Annotated in this window: 16 protein-coding genes; 7 read left to right on the top strand and 9 right to left on the bottom strand. The window is 36.5% G+C overall.

Annotated elements, in window-relative coordinates:
• Nucleotides 1-315 precede the first annotated feature (315 nt).
• The 5 genes from QSH13_RS01820 to yieE all read right to left on the bottom strand — a co-directional run bounded on the left by QSH13_RS01820 (nucleotide 316) and on the right by yieE (nucleotide 7,365).
• On the bottom strand, nucleotides 316-2,337 hold the full coding sequence (locus tag QSH13_RS01820) for a ligand-gated channel protein (RefSeq protein WP_286038729.1): 2,022 nt from the start codon (nucleotides 2,335-2,337) through the stop codon (nucleotides 316-318).
• Nucleotides 2,338-2,508: 171 nt separating this feature from the next.
• On the bottom strand, nucleotides 2,509-3,291 hold the full coding sequence (locus QSH13_RS01825) for an ABC transporter ATP-binding protein (protein WP_109397923.1): 783 nt from the start codon (nucleotides 3,289-3,291) through the stop codon (nucleotides 2,509-2,511).
• Nucleotides 3,291-4,379, bottom strand: coding sequence for a FecCD family ABC transporter permease (locus QSH13_RS01830; protein ID WP_109406414.1), 1,089 nt, complete (start codon nucleotides 4,377-4,379; stop codon nucleotides 3,291-3,293). Before QSH13_RS01830 ends, QSH13_RS01825 begins: the two co-directional genes overlap by 1 nt.
• A 486-nt stretch (nucleotides 4,380-4,865) precedes the next feature.
• Nucleotides 4,866-6,353, bottom strand: coding sequence for an amino acid permease (locus tag QSH13_RS01835; RefSeq protein WP_109397925.1), 1,488 nt, complete (start codon nucleotides 6,351-6,353; stop codon nucleotides 4,866-4,868).
• 118 nt (nucleotides 6,354-6,471) lie between these two features.
• A complete protein-coding gene (gene yieE, locus QSH13_RS01840; protein WP_196544845.1) occupies nucleotides 6,472-7,365 on the bottom strand; it encodes a DNA-binding transcriptional regulator YeiE in 894 nt (297 codons plus the stop codon).
• Nucleotides 7,366-7,549: 184 nt separating this feature from the next.
• On the opposite strand from yieE, the gene QSH13_RS01845 reads away from it, so the two are divergent.
• Complete coding sequence (locus tag QSH13_RS01845; RefSeq protein WP_162556405.1) at nucleotides 7,550-8,644, top strand: YeiH family protein; 1,095 nt, start codon at nucleotides 7,550-7,552, stop codon at nucleotides 8,642-8,644.
• A gap of 166 nt (nucleotides 8,645-8,810) precedes the next feature.
• Nucleotides 8,811-9,653, top strand: coding sequence for a deoxyribonuclease IV (nfo, locus tag QSH13_RS01850; RefSeq protein WP_109397927.1), 843 nt, complete (start codon nucleotides 8,811-8,813; stop codon nucleotides 9,651-9,653).
• A 72-nt stretch (nucleotides 9,654-9,725) separates the two neighbouring features.
• Here the strand turns inward: nfo and fruK are convergent, their stop codons facing one another.
• The gene (fruK, locus tag QSH13_RS01855) at nucleotides 9,726-10,664 is read right to left on the bottom strand and encodes a 1-phosphofructokinase (RefSeq protein ID WP_109397928.1); all 939 of its coding nucleotides are present in this window, start codon (nucleotides 10,662-10,664) and stop codon (nucleotides 9,726-9,728) included.
• 189 nt (nucleotides 10,665-10,853) lie between these two features.
• Here fruK and QSH13_RS01860 point away from each other — a divergent pair, with 189 nt between their 5' ends.
• The 3 genes from QSH13_RS01860 (at nucleotide 10,854) to yeiP (ending at nucleotide 13,519) form a co-directional block, all read left to right on the top strand.
• Nucleotides 10,854-11,270 carry an NUDIX domain-containing protein gene (locus tag QSH13_RS01860; RefSeq protein WP_286038730.1) on the top strand — a complete coding sequence of 139 codons (417 nt, stop codon included), beginning with the start codon at nucleotides 10,854-10,856 and terminating at the stop codon, nucleotides 11,268-11,270.
• Between the two features lie 290 nt (nucleotides 11,271-11,560).
• Nucleotides 11,561-12,802, top strand: coding sequence for a tryptophan permease (gene mtr / locus QSH13_RS01865; protein WP_109397930.1), 1,242 nt, complete (start codon nucleotides 11,561-11,563; stop codon nucleotides 12,800-12,802).
• 144 nt (nucleotides 12,803-12,946) lie between these two features.
• On the top strand, nucleotides 12,947-13,519 hold the full coding sequence (gene yeiP / locus QSH13_RS01870; protein WP_286038731.1) for an elongation factor P-like protein YeiP: 573 nt from the start codon (nucleotides 12,947-12,949) through the stop codon (nucleotides 13,517-13,519).
• 144 nt (nucleotides 13,520-13,663) lie between these two features.
• Here the strand turns inward: yeiP and QSH13_RS01875 are convergent, their stop codons facing one another.
• Together QSH13_RS01875 and QSH13_RS01880 are read right to left on the bottom strand one after the other, a co-directional pair.
• A complete protein-coding gene (locus QSH13_RS01875; RefSeq protein ID WP_109397931.1) occupies nucleotides 13,664-13,993 on the bottom strand; it encodes a YmdA family protein in 330 nt (109 codons plus the stop codon).
• 266 nt (nucleotides 13,994-14,259) lie between these two features.
• The gene (locus QSH13_RS01880) at nucleotides 14,260-14,571 is read right to left on the bottom strand and encodes a YmdA family protein (protein WP_109397932.1); all 312 of its coding nucleotides are present in this window, start codon (nucleotides 14,569-14,571) and stop codon (nucleotides 14,260-14,262) included.
• A 346-nt stretch (nucleotides 14,572-14,917) separates the two neighbouring features.
• Between QSH13_RS01880 and QSH13_RS01885 the strand changes: the two genes are divergently transcribed.
• A complete protein-coding gene (locus QSH13_RS01885) occupies nucleotides 14,918-15,625 on the top strand; it encodes a phosphatase PAP2 family protein (protein ID WP_109397933.1) in 708 nt (235 codons plus the stop codon).
• Between the two features lie 368 nt (nucleotides 15,626-15,993).
• A complete protein-coding gene (mepS, locus tag QSH13_RS01890) occupies nucleotides 15,994-16,608 on the top strand; it encodes a bifunctional murein DD-endopeptidase/murein LD-carboxypeptidase (RefSeq protein WP_109397934.1) in 615 nt (204 codons plus the stop codon).
• Nucleotides 16,609-16,731: 123 nt separating this feature from the next.
• Here mepS and QSH13_RS01895 read toward each other — a convergent pair whose 3' ends face one another.
• On the bottom strand, nucleotides 16,732-17,079 hold the full coding sequence (locus QSH13_RS01895; RefSeq protein ID WP_072062745.1) for a YejG family protein: 348 nt from the start codon (nucleotides 17,077-17,079) through the stop codon (nucleotides 16,732-16,734).
• Nucleotides 17,080-17,208 lie beyond the last annotated feature (129 nt).

Here is a 17,208-nt window from a genome sequence, read left to right on the forward strand (position 1 = left end):
AATGCTAATATTTTGTTAACTCATACTTCTTTTGTACTCTAAAAATAGACTTTTAATAAAAAGTGTCTATTTTTTAACAGCCTGCTTTATATAAATTAAAAATAAGAGAATAAATTAAGAAAAAAATGGCTGGTAATAAGTAGAAATAACAATCTAATTGTCTGAATAAAGCGATGAATAAGATGAATTATTGAGCTAAATATAAACCTCAATACTTAAACTTTCCAGTATTAATTCTGAGCAAATGATAGAAAGTTAGAGATAAAAAAAGACTCCACATGTGGAGTCTTAATGACACAAACTGAGGGAAATAAATTAGAAGTTGTAGTTCAAACCGATATTGTAACGACGACCTTCTAATGTGGTATTAAAATGCTCTTGGTCAATGCGACGATCTAACACATTATAAACACCACCAATCACATTGAGTTGTTTGGTTAAGCTGTAGCTGGTTCCAATATCAACAAATGCATACGAAGGTGTACCATGTGACATCGATGTACGTGATAAGTAATCAGAGGTTTTACCACGGAAGTTAATACGCGCCCATGTTTCCATCTCTGGAGTGGTTTCCCAATTTAAGGTTGCATTCGCCATATGACGTGGCTGTTTATTTAATGGCTTACCTTTGAAATCACCACTTTTTTGCTCAGTATCCGTAAAGGTATAGTTAGCGGCTAAATTCCACTCTGGTGATATTGTCCAATTAAAGGTCGCTTCAATACCACGCATATTGGCTTTATCAACGTTAGTTCTATCACTCACAAAGTCATATGCATCACCACCATTACTCACACCATCACTTAAATTACAGTCACGGATCCCCGGCGCCATTTTAGAACCGTCTTTATTGGTACGGCTATCACAACGGCGAACTTCCATAATCTTATCTTTAAAATCGGTATTGAAAAGACCTAAACTCGCCGTCAGATTTTCACGGTTATCCCAGATAATCGAGATCTCTTCAGTGACTGATTTTTCAGGTTTTAAGCTTGGGTTACCATAAATAACAGCATCATAATTACCGCCACCAGTGCCTTGGCCCCATGAAGCCGTTGCTTGGCGTAAATCTGGTGAACGATAACCGGTAGATACCCCACCTTTTAATGTCCACTCATCAGTAAGATGCCATACACCATAAACTCGAGGTGTCCAATGCGTACCAAAGTTTTCATCTTTGTCCATACGCAGGCCGCCTGTTAAAGCAAAATCATTGGTCATAGCCCATTCATCTTCAGCAAATAGTGCCCAGCTATAACGGTCTAATTTATTACTAGCTTTAAGTTTATTGCCTTCATCTTTTAACTCTTCGTAACGATATTGAGCACCGACACTTAAAGTATGATCTCCGAACATTAAAACAGTCTGATTACGCACAGTTGTGTCGTCATAATCCATTTTGCGGGATAGATTACGGTTTTCATCACGCTGAACATAAGTATTCATGGTTCCAAAATCATAAATACCATCATGAGTCAGTGCATAGTGTGTTAGTTCATAATCAGTAAAGCTACTTTCAGGGGTTCTTCCTCGGCTAGGTAATCCTGATTTAGAATACCAAACACGAGAATCACGATGTTGCTTATCTTTTTTAAACTCAAAATCAATCGTGTTTTGCTCATCAGGCGTCCAACTTAAAGTACCGCCCCCTGTTGCAGTGATCTGGCGGTTATAACCATTCACGATTTTATCTTCACTACGATGTGAATATTGCCCTTGAATTTTTAAGCCCAGCACATTATCAATTAATGGACCACCAGCATAAAAACTACCTTGATTAGTATTACCGGAGTCTTTACGCTCTGTGATAGTGCTGTCTGCACGTACACTAAAGTTCCACTCTTTTTGCGCTTTACGGGTAATAATATTAATAACCCCACCCATTGCATCTGAACCATATAAAGAAGACATTGGGCCACGTACAACTTCAATACGTTCAATAGCAGGCAACGGCGGTAACCAACCTTGTTCGATACCAGCATTATCACTATTAGGGCGCGTTTCACGCGATGCAACACGCTTACCATCAACCAAGATCATGGTATATTTTGCATCCATACCACGAATACTAATATCAGAACTACTTCCACCACCTGTGACTAATACACCTGGTACATCTTTTAGTGCATCTGTAACATCACGGTAAGATTTAGTTTCTAATTGTTCACGAGTGACAACAGAAACCGATGCAGGAGCATCTTCAACAGTTTGTTTAAAACCAGAAGCAGTTGTAACAATCAATTTTTCTACATTTTCTGCTGTTGCAGTCATAACAAAACTTGATGCAATAGCAGCAACAACGCCAAGCGCAATTTTATTTTTATTTAACACGACCATTCCCGATTCTCCAAGAATATATTCTTTAAGTTTTATATAGATGGATATATCGACAGTTGCTCAAAAATTAGGGTAATAAATTTAATTACCCTTGTTTATTTTAATATTATTTTTATATCCCTATTTACTGCATCCCTATATTTACTTCTTCTCTCTTTCTTTTTTACTTCTCTATATTTTATCCACTAAACCATCAATAATAATTTGAGGTATTCCTTGTGAACAATATTCCAATCTACCTTGAACACCATAAACATCAGCAAGGCTTTGTGCCGTAATAACCTTATCTGGCGCACCTTGTGCAATTAACTGTCCTTGTTTCAACATTAATATATGTTCGCCATGTCGTAAGGCGATATTAATATCGTGAACAACTACGACAGTAATAATATTTCTGCGATGTGTTTCTTTAGCGACTAAATCCATTACATGATATTGGTAATTAAGATCTAGCGCGCTTAATGGCTCATCCAATAATAATAAAGAGGGTTGTCTAATTAATGATTGAGCAAGCCCAACTAATTGTTTTTGACCACCCGATAATTCATCTAAATAACGTAGTGCTAAATGCTCAATACCTAATTGACGCAATAAGTGCATCACTTGAGCTTCACTATGTTCATTATGTAATCCACCTGAAGCACGTTGCGCCACAATTATGGATTCTAATACATGTAAATGAACACCAGCAGGTAATGTTTGTGGCAAATAGACTACATTTTGAGCTCGTTGTGCAAAATTCATCGACGCAAGATCGTTGCCATCTAAACTGACAACACCCGATGATTTATTTAATCCAGCCAGCGCTCTTAATAATGTTGATTTTCCACTACCATTTGGCCCCAACAATACAGTGACCTTTCCTTTTGGTAATGTCTCAACATCCAGCGCCTTAATAATAAGATGTTTAGCATATCCGGCATTAAAGCCTTGGATCTTTAATCCTTCCATCATTAGATATTCCCCTTATGACGTAAAATCATACTGAGGAAAAATGGCACTCCCACCAGCGATGTCACAATACCCACAGGAATAATTACACCAGGTATTAAATTTTTAGAAGCAATAGACGCCAATGATAAAACTAAAGCACCAATTAATGCGCTTCCTGGCAGATAGAACCGATGATCTTCACCAAACATCATGCGAGCAATATGGGGGGCAACTAAACCAATAAAAGCAATTGGCCCAACAAAAGCAACTGCGAGCGCTGTTAAAATACTGATACGCAGTAATGAGCCTAATCTTAAACGCTTTACATCAATACCAAAGCTAATCGCTCTATCTTCACCTAATCGTAATGCAGTTAATTTCCATGAGCTCACCCATGAAATCACCATAATGACAGCAAAAGCACTCGCCATAACACCGAGTTTTACCCATGTTGCACGCGTTAAACTTCCCATAGTCCAGAAAACCAGACCTTGGAGCGTATCTTCTGTTGCAATAAATTGCATCATTGAGACTAATGCATTAAAGGTAAACACCATAGCAATACCAAAAAGCACCACTCCAGATGTAGGAACACGAGTCCAACGGGTTATCCCGTCTAATAATAAAGCGGATAATAGTGCAAAGAGAAATGCATTCGCCGAAATAAACCATTGGTCAGGAATACCCGGAATACCAATACCTAAAACTATTGCTAATGCAGCACCAAATGAAGCTGCATTTGATAAACCGAGTGTGAATGGGCTTGCTAACGGGTTATTTAGAATAGTTTGCATTTCTGCCCCCGCGAGTCCTAGCGACATCCCTACCACAACTGCCATTAAGGCATAAGGTAAACGGATATCCCATACAATCACTCGCGAACCTGCATCAACAAGCTCAGGTTGAAAAAGGGTTGTTAATAATTTATCAAATGATAAGCCTGAAGGCCCCATGGTAAAATCTAACACCACTGAGCCACAAATAATTAAAGCGATAATTCCCAACCATAGCATGCGTTTATTCATCATTTTTCGATAATGGGTTTTTACATTATCTGATGCGTTTTTTTCATGCTCTTGTGTAGTAAGTCTCTCTGATATAATGCTCATATCAATTGTTGTACCTAATTTTTTTTCTACGCTTTTCTGCTCCTGCCAACACGTTCAATAGGCAAAAACACACCGTACAACTCATCAACTGTATTTTATGTATAAAAAACCAATTATTAATTTGAGACATTTTATTCATCAAAGAGGTGAGTCGTACAATAATTACACAGTGAAAGATATTCACTGTATAACTGATTATATTTCGATAAGTTATTGGTTGGTGGTATTGAGCACTAGAAAAACTAATTCTTATTAGAGCCATTACATTAATCATATAAATTACAACCAATAGCGTCATTATTTTATTTTCAGCAAATAAATTACACGCTAACAATAAAGCAAATAATAACTATTATCAATGCGATTGATAATATAATTAGATTTTTTTGTGTCTTTTTTATAACTGACGGGTTAAAAAATAAAAAAACGCCCGTTTTATAGTGATAATCATCACAAAACAGGCGTTTTAATAACTTGATTTATAGATTATTTTTTATTCGAAATATGTGTTGGAAATTCCATTTCATTATAACGAATAAAGCGGGTTTTCTTCACGATCTTATAAGTAAACCAAATCAATAAAAATAATGGGATACCAATATAAGTTGCAATTACACCATACCAATCAATCGTGTCTTCTAAGAAAGCTTGGTAATTTTGGCCTAATGTAATAATTAAACACAATATAAAGGCAAAAATAGGACCAATTGGGAAGAAACCGGAACGATAAGGTAAGTCATTTAAATCACGACCTTGCGCAACATAACCTTTACGGAATCGATAGTGACTAATCGCAATACCTAACCATGCAATAAAACCAGTCATACCCGAAGTATTTAATAACCACAAATAGACAGTTTGGTTTCCGTACATTGAGCTTAAAAAGCATAGACCAGCCACAACGGTTGTCGCATAAAGTGCATTGCGTGGCACACCGTTTTTAGATAATTTACCAAAACATTTTGGTGCTTTGCCTTCTCTTGCTAATGTAAACAACATGCGCGTTGATGCATACATACCTGAGTTACCAGCAGAAAGTACCGCTGTTAAGATAACCGCATTCATGATGGCAGCCGCGGACAATAATCCCGCATTTTTAAAGACTAGCGTAAATGGACTAACACTAATATCACCAACCTCATTACGTAGTAAGCTAGGATCAGTGTAAGGGATAATTAAGCTAATAATTAAAATTGCAAAGATATAAAATAATAAGATACGCCAGAATACTTTACGCACAGCTTTTGGAATATTTTTAGCCGGATCTTTAGATTCACCCGCTGCAATACCAATTAATTCTGTACCTTGAAATGAGAAACCAACAATCATGGCAACACCAATCATTGCGGCAAATCCCCCCGCAAAAGGTGCGTCGCCAATTTCCCAATTATGCCAACCTGCGTTTTCGGCACCTTTCATAATGCCAGTGATCATCGCAATACCCACAATAATAAAAATAATTACTGTGGAAACTTTGATTAATGAGAACCAATATTCTGCCTCACCAAAGCCTTTTACCGAGATATAGTTGAGTAAGAAAATAACGCCTAGAAATAAAGCACTCCAGATCCAACCATCAACATCAGGGAACCAATAAAGCATCACTAATTGTGCAGCAACAAGGTCAACAGCAATAGTAACTGCCCAGTTATACCAATAGTTCCAGCCTAATGCGAAACCAAAGCCTTCTTCTACATACTTCGAACCGTATGTTGAGAATGAGCCGGAAACTGGCATAAAGGCGGCTAGTTCTCCAAGGCTTGTCATTAGAAAATAGACCATTAATCCAATTAAAGCATAAGAGAGTAATGCTCCACCCGGCCCAGCTTGAGCAACAGTTGCACCTGATGCAACAAAAAGCCCTGTACCAATCGAACCACCAATAGCGATCATCGCTAAATGTCGCGCTTTTAACTCTCTGCGCAAAGTGCGTACTGCGCCCGAACCAGCAGTACTATTTTGTTGTTCTGACATAACATTCCACTTTTATATTCACTTTTCTAACGAGGATTGTAGCAAATCTGTCGTTCGTGAATAGCAAGGATCTAGGATTATAAGATACCTTCATGATCGGGCGTCAATTATTAGCAATTTATGAAAAATTGCCGATTAAGTGTTCAGCATTACAGTACGTCAGCAGTTTTTTCAGTGCATCAGAGACATGTTTTTGACGATGATATACAAGATATAAAGTTCGTTGTAAGGTCAGCCCTTCTACTTTTATCTCTTTTAATGAGCCGTTATTAATCTGCTCTTCAATAACTCGACGAGATAAACAGCTGATCCCCATTTCATACATCACAGCGTGTTTAATTGCTTCTGAGTTACCTAATTCCATTTCAATGCGATAACCCGGTAAAGAAGCAAATAGAAGATGGTTAAGTACATCTCGAGTTCCCGAACCATTTTCTCGTAAAATCCAAGGCGCTGACTGTAAATCAGTTAAAGTCACATTTGGGATTTTAGCTAACGGATGTTCAGGCGAGCAAAAAATAACCATTTCATCTAAAAGCCATTTCTGGCTAATCAATTCAGAACTTTGGCAAGCGCCTTCAATTAATCCTAGATCAACACGGAATTCGCTCACTAATTTAACGACTTCCTCTGTATTTCCAATGCTCATTTCTAGTGGAATATCAGGATAATTATGATGATAATTCCCCAACATTTGAGGTAAAATATAATTACCTATCGTTGTACTTGCAGCGATGCGTAAAGCACCATTTCCCGCTTGGAATAACTGCTCCACTTCCGTTGCTCGTTCAAGCAAAGATAATGCTCTGGGGTAAAGTAATCTCCCATGTTCATTTGTAACGAGCCGTTTTCCCACTCTATCAAAAAGCTGTACACCTAGTTGGCTTTCGAGATCAGTTAAAGATGCACTGACAGCAGATTGAGATAAAGCAAGCTGTTGTGATGCTTGCGTTGTAGAACCACTCTTGAGAACTTCAGTAAAGACTTCCAGCTGCCGCAACGTAATTCGCATATCCATTCCACCCTTGAGCCGTCATTGTAATAACATACTATCCACAAACCAGTAACATACCAAGTACATTTAAGAAAATACACCTATATTAATATTACTGGTTATTATTATAAAAATAATGAGTTTAATAAATAAGATTGCTTGTTATATGCTTATGCAAAATTCATATAAACAAGGTTTTTCTATGTCAGAGCAAAGTCAAACTATTACATTGGCGAAAAAATGTGTTACTCCAGTTTATCGCTGGCTTCCTGGTTTATTACTAACTGGCGTATTAACTGCGCTTGCTATTTATATTGGTGATATCCCTTGGTTTTCTAGCATGGGTTTAGGCGCATTAACACTGGCAATCTTATTCGGTATTATTGTGGGTAATACTTTTTATCCTGTTGCAAAGCCTTATAGTGATGAAGGTGTAAAATTCGCTAAACACTATTTATTACGAGCAGGTATTATTCTATACGGTTTTAGGCTGACATTTCAGCAAATTGCAGATGTAGGCGCAACAGGTTTAATTATAGATGCGATTATGCTGGCATCGACTTTTCTTATTGCAATGTGGATTGGTCGAAAATATTTCGGCCTAGATGAACAAACGGTGATTTTAATTGGCGCAGGTAGCAGTATCTGTGGTGCTGCAGCTGTTATGGCAACAGAGCCTGTAGTTAAAGCACAAGCAAGCCAAGTCGCTGTTGCTGTTTCTACTGTTGTGATTTTCGGCACGATTGGTATTTTTCTTTATCCTTGGTTCTATCACTTAAATGCATTTGCAGGCTGGCTACCATTTACAGAAGAAACCTTTGGTATTTTCTCTGGTTCAACAATTCACGAAGTGGCTCAAGTTGTCGCAGTAGGACACTCTATTAGCCCTGATGCTGAAAATGCAGCGGTTATTAGTAAAATGATCCGTGTAATGATGCTAGCACCATTCTTAATTATTCTTTCAACTTATTTAAGTAAGAAGAAAAGTAAGGCAAACAATGGCGCACAAGCTACTGAGAAAAACCCAATTACTATTCCTTGGTTTGCCGTATTCTTTATTTTAATGGCGGGATTTAACTCTTTGAATTTAATTCCAGCGCCTATTGTTAGTTACATTGTGACTATCGATACTATTCTATTAGCAATGGCCATGGTGGCACTAGGTTTAACAACGCATATTAGTGCTATCCGACAAGCTGGCGTCAAACCGTTATTGTTAGCATTATTATTATTTTTCTGGTTAACCCTAGGTGGGGCGATGATTAATATCTTTATTCAAACTGTGCTGATGTCTTAGTCGGAATATCGATTAAAAATAATCCCCTTTTAAATTTCGCCTTGAGAAGTATTTTTAGATTGCGCAACTATTTTTAGTTGCGCTTTTTTGCTTTTATTATCTCAATATGATGTTATACGCGGTATATTTGTTATCATGGTGTAAAATAAATCTAAGGAGAGAAATAATGAAATTTGTTGGCGCACATGTCAGTGCTGCTGGTGGCGTCGATCAGGCGGTATTACGCGCACATGAAATAAAAGCTACTGCATTTGCCCTTTTTACTAAGAATCAGCGTCAGTGGAAAGCCGCGCCATTATCCACAGAAGTCATTGATAAATTTAAAAAGAACTGCGAGCTTTATAATTATACCCCTTCTCAAATTTTACCTCATGACAGTTATCTCATTAACTTAGGCCATCCTGAAGAAGATGCTCTCGAAAAATCGAGAGACGCATTTCTAGATGAAATGCAACGTTGTGAACAACTGGGTATCGAATTACTGAATTTTCATCCAGGAAGTCATTTAAATAAGATTGATGTTGATAAGTGTCTACAAAAAATTGCCCAATCAATTAACATCACTTTAGAAAAAACTAAAAATGTCACTGCTGTGATTGAAAATACTGCTGGGCAAGGAACAAATTTAGGCTATCGCTTTGAACATCTAGCCGCCATTATTGATGGCGTAGAAGATAAATCTCGTGTAGGCGTTTGTATTGATACTTGCCACACTTTCGCCGCTGGTTATGATCTAAGAACGATTGAAGATTGCGAAAAAACATTCGCTGAATTTGAAAAGGTTGTCGGCTTTCAATATCTAAAAGCGATGCACCTTAATGATGCAAAAAGTGAATTAGCCAGTCGTGTAGACCGCCACCATAGTTTAGGTGAAGGTAATATAGGTAAAGTGCCTTTTAGTTATATTATGCAAGATAAACGTTTTGATGGTATTCCGCTGATTTTAGAAACTATTAATCCTGATATTTGGCCTGAAGAAATTGCTTGGTTGAAATCACAACAACCCTAACCACAATACTAACAGTAATGAGATTTGCGGTTTATACGATTTTCGTTTTATAACAATAAACCGCAAATTAGTTTATTTTATAGGCGTTAACTCAATCTTAGTCATCATTTCAGCAAGTTGGCTTCTGTCTTTTATTCCTACATCAGGCTGACTGACTGATAACGCAGAAATAGCGGTTGCAAGGCGCAATGTATGCTCACTCGTTTGGCTCATTAATAAACCATATACTAATCCTGCCACCATTGAATCTCCCGCACCAACGGTACTGATCACATTACAATGTGGTGGTTTTGCAAGCCATGCACCAGATGCATTTACCCATAAAGCCCCTCGTTCACCTAATGAAATAACGACATGTGCAATACCTTTATCTCTCAGTTGATGAGCAACATTAATAATATCTGCCATTTCAGTTAATGAATGTCCAACCCACACTTCCAATTCACGATGATTAGGTTTTATCAACCAAGGTGCTGCTTTTAACCCTGCGACTAAAGCATCACGACTGCTGTCAAAAATAATACATGGACATAATCTTCTTAACTTAATCATCCATTGGGTAAAGGCGTCAGGATCAACACCATTAGGTAAACTCCCACTAACGACCACCATATCGAAATGAACAAGCCAACTAAGCGAATCTGTTGCAAAACGTTGCCAATCTTGTGGTGATACTATAAATCCTGAAAAATTAAAGTCGGTGACTTGCCCTTTTTCCTCGGTTAACTTCACATTAATGCGTGTTCGTCCTGATACTAAATAAAAACGGTTAGCCATACCATTTTCACTAAAGAAGTGCTGAAACTCTTCTTGATTTTCACGTCCCATAAACCCACTAACAGTAATATCAATACCTAAATCACGTAAAACTTTCGCGACATTATTACCTTTACCAGCAGGATTAAGTCCAGCAGTTCGGACTAAATTAACACTACCTACATCAATAGTTGGACAAGCACCAACAAGATCATAAGCAGGATTTAAGGTGATCGTAGCGACACGGCGCCTCATGCCCTCACTCCCCAATCATTTTTTATGATGAATATTTTGAATGATATATATAACATCAATTAACCTTTCATTCAGTGAAATTGAGCTCGTTTTCCTTGCACTCTATCCATCCTAAATGGAGAATATCACCGATAAAAAACGACTTATTTTTATACATTAACTATATAAAAAAGAAAAAAGGAGTCTCAAATGTCAGTCGTAGTCGGTGTTGGCGTAATTATCACTAATGAAAATGGTGAAGTATTATTAGGAAAACGTTGTGGAAAACATGCCCCTTATTGGTCAATTTTTGGTGGACATGTTGATGAAGGTGAAACTTTTGAGCAATGCGCTATTCGAGAGATAGAAGAAGAAATTGGTATTGCGATCGCTGATCCACAAGTGATTGGTATTAGCAATAATCTAGAAACTTACCAGTTAGAAGGTAAACACACGGTCTCTATTTGTATGATCGCACAACACCAAGGTGACGAGCCTAAATTGATGGAGCCAGATAAATGTTCTGAACTTCGCTGGTGTTCTCCAGATAATTTACCTGAGCCACACTTCGAAGCCAGTCGCAATTCCATTGCATTATGGAAAAATAAGCAGTTTTATCAAGGCTAAGTAAAAGCGCTCTATTACTTTCATTATTCTGGATCTTTTTTGTTCAGAATAATGTTCGAATGATTTATTTCTACTCAAATTTTCACTTATTTATAGCGATATTTCTTTATCGTTTCTAATTATCCTCACACTAATCTATTGATTTATATAACCACCTTTTCCTACTGTATTATTTTTACTCAGTTTTTTCTTTTATAAAGCACGATAACCTCTATTTACACTTTTATAGCAAACGTGTATTCTTTACACCATCAAGCTAGTACATTGAGTCAATTTTATAAGGACATCCTATGTCAGAAGTCACATCAATAACAAAGCGCCCATCCATACTTGGTGGTGCAATGATCATTGCTGGCACCGCAGTGGGCGCTGGTATGTTTTCCATTCCTATTGTGACTTCCGGTGTCTGGTTTACCGGCTCTATTTTTCTTCTAATCTACACTTGGTTTTGTTTATTTATGTCTGGGTTAATGATTTTAGAAGTAAACCTTCATTACCCTTTAGGCTCAAGCTTTCATACCATTACTAAAGACTTATTAGGAAAAGGCTGGAGTACTATTAATGGGCTATCTATTGCGTTTGTTCTTTATATTTTAACTTACGCTTATATTTCTGCTGGTAGTTCCATTATCGTGCAAAACTTTGCAGAAGTGATCAGCCTCCCCCAAGCCATAGCAGGTTTAGTCTTTGCATTAATTGTTGCGTTCTTTGTTTGGTTATCAACACGTGCAGTAGATAGATTAAGCACCATTTTAATTGGCGGCATGGTAATTGCCTTTATATTAGCCATTGGTGGCCTATTTACAGAAGTAAAAATGCCTGTGCTATTTAACACCAATGAAAGCAATGCAAGCTACTTGCCCTATGCTTTAGCCGCATTACCTTATTTGCTAACCTCATTTGGTTATCACGGCAATATTCCGGGCTTAGTGACGTATTATCGTAAAGATGGCAAAGCTGTTATGAAAAGCTTGCTTATAGGTACATTAATTTCGCTGGCAATTTATATTTTATGGCAGTTTGTTGTACAGGGTAATATTCCTCGCGAAGGTTTCAAGCAAGTGATTGCTGATGGTGGAAATATTGGTAACTTATTAGCACAAATGCGCTCAACAACCGCCAATGCCACGGTATCAATGTTATTAGACTTGTTCTCTTATATGGCATTAGCAAGTTCATTCTTAGGCGTGTCATTAGGATTATTCGATTACTTAGCAGACTTCTTTAAGTTTTCAAATACAGGAAGTGGTCGATTTAAGTCTGCTTTAGTCACCTTTATACCACCAACTATTTTGGCAATTATTTTTCCTGATGGTTTCTTATATGCCATTGGTTTTGCAGGACTAGCAGCAACCATTTGGGCTGCAATTATTCCAGCATTAATGGCAAAAGCGAGTCGTGAGCGTAATCAAAGTCAAAGCTTTAAAGCGCCTGGTGGTATGTTTATGATTGGTTTTGTCATTTTATTTGGTGTTATCAATGCTGGGGCACATATTTTAGCGAACTTTAATCTTCTACCCATCTATCGTTAGTTTCTTTTCTAAAAGCCGGCCCATATTTGAGCTGGCTTTTTTTATCAAATCTTACAAAAAAATGTGCGAATAACTTGCCAAGTTTCTGCACTGCGAGTAATTTTGTCGCCATTATCGTCAATGTTATTTAATGGAAGGTTTTATATGGCAAAAGCCAATGAAATTAAACGTGGTATGGCTGTTAGTTATAACAACAAGTTATTACTGGTAAAAGATATCGATATCCAAGCACCAAGTGCTCGAGGTGCAAGTACACTGTACAAAATGCGTTTTACTGATATCCGTACAGGCCAGAAGGTAGAAGAGCGTTTTAAAGGCGATGATATGATTGATACCATCAGTTTAACACATCGCCCTGTTAGCTTTTCTTACATTGATGGTGATGAATATATCTTTATGGACAATGAAGATTACACACCGTATACCTTCAAAAAAGATCAAATCGAAGATGAATTACTATTTATTCCTGAGGAAGGCTTGGCGGGAATGCAAGTATTAACAATGGATGGTCAAGTTTTAGCATTAGAACTGCCACAAACTGTTGATATGGAAATTGTTGAAACTGTTCCAGGTATTAAAGGTGCTTCTGCAAGTGCTCGTACTAAACCTGCAACCTTGCCAACAGGATTAGTTATTCAGGTTCCAGAATACCTTTCTACTGGCGATAAAGTTCGTATTCATATTGCTGAACGTCGCTATATGGGCCGAGCTGACTAATCAACAGTCAAAAAGCCTACTTATTAGCGTATAACAGCTAATATTGCTTTAAATAGGTCAGATAATCGAAATAACGTCAATGTGACAAACGATTATTTGACTTGTTTATCTTTTACTTGCTACCTCTGTCTACTCACAGACGCCTTAAAAATATTGAACGTCAATAACACCATTCTTTTGGGTATTATCCATCCAACGGATCTCAGCTTTGCCCATATCTTGAGGCAAAATAATAGTTTGTTGGGATTTTTCAAAAGACGCAGGAACAATAGATTGAGTAGATGTAAACACTTTGTTGTGTTTGTAACATTGGTATTCAGCTTTATCAAATGTGAAATTCATCTCACATGCAGGATCCACAATGACACCCCGTAGATAAATCTGCCCTGTTGTTTGCATGGGATCAGATGCCCAAGCTAATGATATCGAACTGGAAACGAGAAGACTGCATACTACGGTCAGATATTTTCTCATAACGACCTCACTTCTTGTTTGCGCTAGCAGGTATGAGGATCACACCTACTCGACATATTTTTATCATAGCAATAAAATATGACATTTATATAGACATAGAAAGAATATTTGATGTCTATCAAATATAAGTGTTCGATATTTATAAATAAGAAATCAACGTTGATTAAACTTAAGTCAAATATTGTTAACTTTAATAACAGTTCTATAAAAGTATTAAAATTTTATTTAATTAATAAAATTATTGTTATTATTAGAACTATGGAAGATTAATTATAAACAATGTTCATTACGGCTAAGTTATCATTAATCCATTTAATATCCATAGAACCTTTGTTGTTAATCAATTTAGAGTTAAAACTCTTATTCCTTTCTAACTGATATTGAGATTCTTGCATTTCACTTCCATTCCAACAGCTTGTTTTAAAAGTGTTTTTATCTGTATCAATTAGACAATTGCCCTCAACAATTGCACCAACAAAAGTTATCGTTCCAGAACCAATGACTTTATTCTCCTTAGCAAAAGTAGATGTACTTAATAATAAAGTCAGACACGTAGCTGCTATATAAATTTTATTCAAAATTAATCTCCTATGATTATTGGGGTGTGTGAATTCAACAAACCAATATGTTATTAAAGTCATAACTAATATCGGCTCGTTACTTTATTTATTTAACTTTTATCTTTAATTTAAGAATAGAAAAACATTATATAATACTCAAATTGCGAGTATCAAAAAAAAATATTCTAAATTTAAGTTAAGTGGGCATGAAAAAACCTAACAGAAATGAAACCAAAGTGTAACAATTGCATGAACAGCTAATTGCAAAGATCTATTTTTTTATTTTGGTTATAGTCCTATAATCAAAGTTAGACTAATTGTGATCTAGATCACTAAATATACGCGAATTTATTATTTTATTACTATGAAACTTTCTCATTTTCACCAAAAAGCACTGGCTATCTTTCTACTTAATCTTGCAGGCTTAATTATTTTTTTCTCTTGGTATCTTCCAGCACAACATGGAATTTGGCTATCAATTGATACCCATATTTTTTATTTTTTTAATCAGTACATTTTACCTGATACTTTTTTTGCTTCTTTTGTGGCTTATACCAATAATAGAAAGTTTGATTTGGTTATTTTGCTGGTGATGGGTGCACTTTATTACAATACGTTCCGTAAAAAAGATCATATGGGTAAACGCCATCTTATAATTGTGGGATTACTGATGGTAATAAGTGCTGTACTCATTAATCAAATCGGACAAAATCTTCCAATTGAAAGGCCAAGTCCAACACTTCATTTTCAAGATGTGAATAGAGTGAGCGTGGTGACAAACATTCCTACAAAAGATGCCTCAGGTGATAGCTTTCCTGGCGATCATGGTTTAATGCTACTTATCTTCTGTAGCTTTATCTTACGTTACCTCTCGTTTCGTTCTTTCGTATGTGCGTTACTTATTACTGTCATATTTTCATTACCAAGAGTTATGGCTGGCGCGCACTGGGCATCAGATATATTAGTCGGTTCTATTTCTTTAACTTTAATCACAACAAGTTGGTTATTAATTACACCATTATCAGATATTATTGTCAGACAATTAGAAAAATATCTTCCTTTTAAAAAATAAAAGAGAAAAGAGAAAACACATCTCATTTATTAAAAGAGAATAAATGTAATATTGCACTTATTCTCTTGGTCATTTTTTTGACAATTAAATGATATTATTATGACAAAATGATATCTATTTTAAGTATTAGCACTTTATTATCTAATGTTTTGTAAATTAAGCCTCTTTCCTCTCGCCATTTAGTCCCTCTTTCTGTACACTTTTCTAGTTTCCTCATTATTTATTGTTTAATGTGGATATTTACGTGCTTTAGAGCACGTTTTTCGCGAAATAAGGTTGCCAGAGTTAAATTACACTATATTCTCTGGTTATTTGGTGAATATTCATGTGCACTTCTGCACGTAAGGATGTAAGGGAAATCTGTCACAATGAGAACAAAACCGTATATGAGAATGCTTAAGCTCATACCGGCGTTCATTGTTGTAGCTACACTATCGGCATGTAGCTCACAGAACGCAAATTCACGCTTAGCGAATTCAAGCACTGCCCCACTAAATACATCATCAAGCACATCTATTTCCCAAGCATCACAAGATGAATTTGAATCATTGGTGAAGAATCTCGATATAAAATCCAAGATACTTGACCAATATGCAGACTGGAAAGGCGTCGCTTACCGTTTAGGCGGAGATACTAAAAGAGGCATCGATTGTTCTGCCTTTGTACAAAGAACTTTTCTTGACCAATTTGGTGTAGAACTCCCTCGCTCAACCTCAGACCAACAGTTCTCTGGTACTCAGGTTAATAAATCAAAATTACAAGCTGGCGATCTCGTTCTATTCAAAACAGGCCGTACTATGCGCCATGTTGGAATTTATATTGGTAATGATAAATTTGTACATGCATCCACCAGTAACGGTGTAACAGTGTCAGAAATGTCTAATACATACTGGAATAAACGTTTTTATGCAGCAAGACGTGTTATTGATAAAAATGATACGGCGCTTGCTGAAAACACCCTTTCGCAAAATGCATTAAGATAATTAATTCCCTTATATCTTATTACAATAAAAAAGCCTCATTTCATAGGAAATGAGGCTTTTTTATATTATTGATTATGCATAAACCGCAAATTAACTACATTAGTTTTATAACATTAATAGATGTTATAAATAAGAATATGCTGTTGGGAATGGCTCAGCAATAGCGACTCCTGCGTTTTTTAAGCAACATAATGCAGCACATTCATCGTCGCTATGAAGGAAAAGGCAAGGAGCACCATCCCACTCAATCACAACACTATCAATATGGAGATTACTCAGATACTGACGCAAATTCTGTATTGCTTCATCCAGTGTCATACCATCATGACTTAATAATTTTAAGCCAATTAGCGTATTTTGCTTTCCAGCATCATTTTCAGGCAGTATTTCTACTCTTGTACCTGCAAAACCTGCTAGCCACCGATAACTCAGCGGCAGCTTATGAACTACCGAAAGTTGTACATTATCCACAAATCAATCCTGTTTCATCAACACGTTAATTTAATACATCATCAATACGAGTTTGAACTGACTTGCTCACACGCATATTAGAACTTTGTTAATTATATAACATGAATATTACAGTTATTTTACAAAGAA

The sequence above is a fragment of the Proteus faecis genome (genome assembly GCF_030286765.1).
Lineage (GTDB): Bacteria > Pseudomonadota > Gammaproteobacteria > Enterobacterales > Enterobacteriaceae > Proteus > Proteus faecis.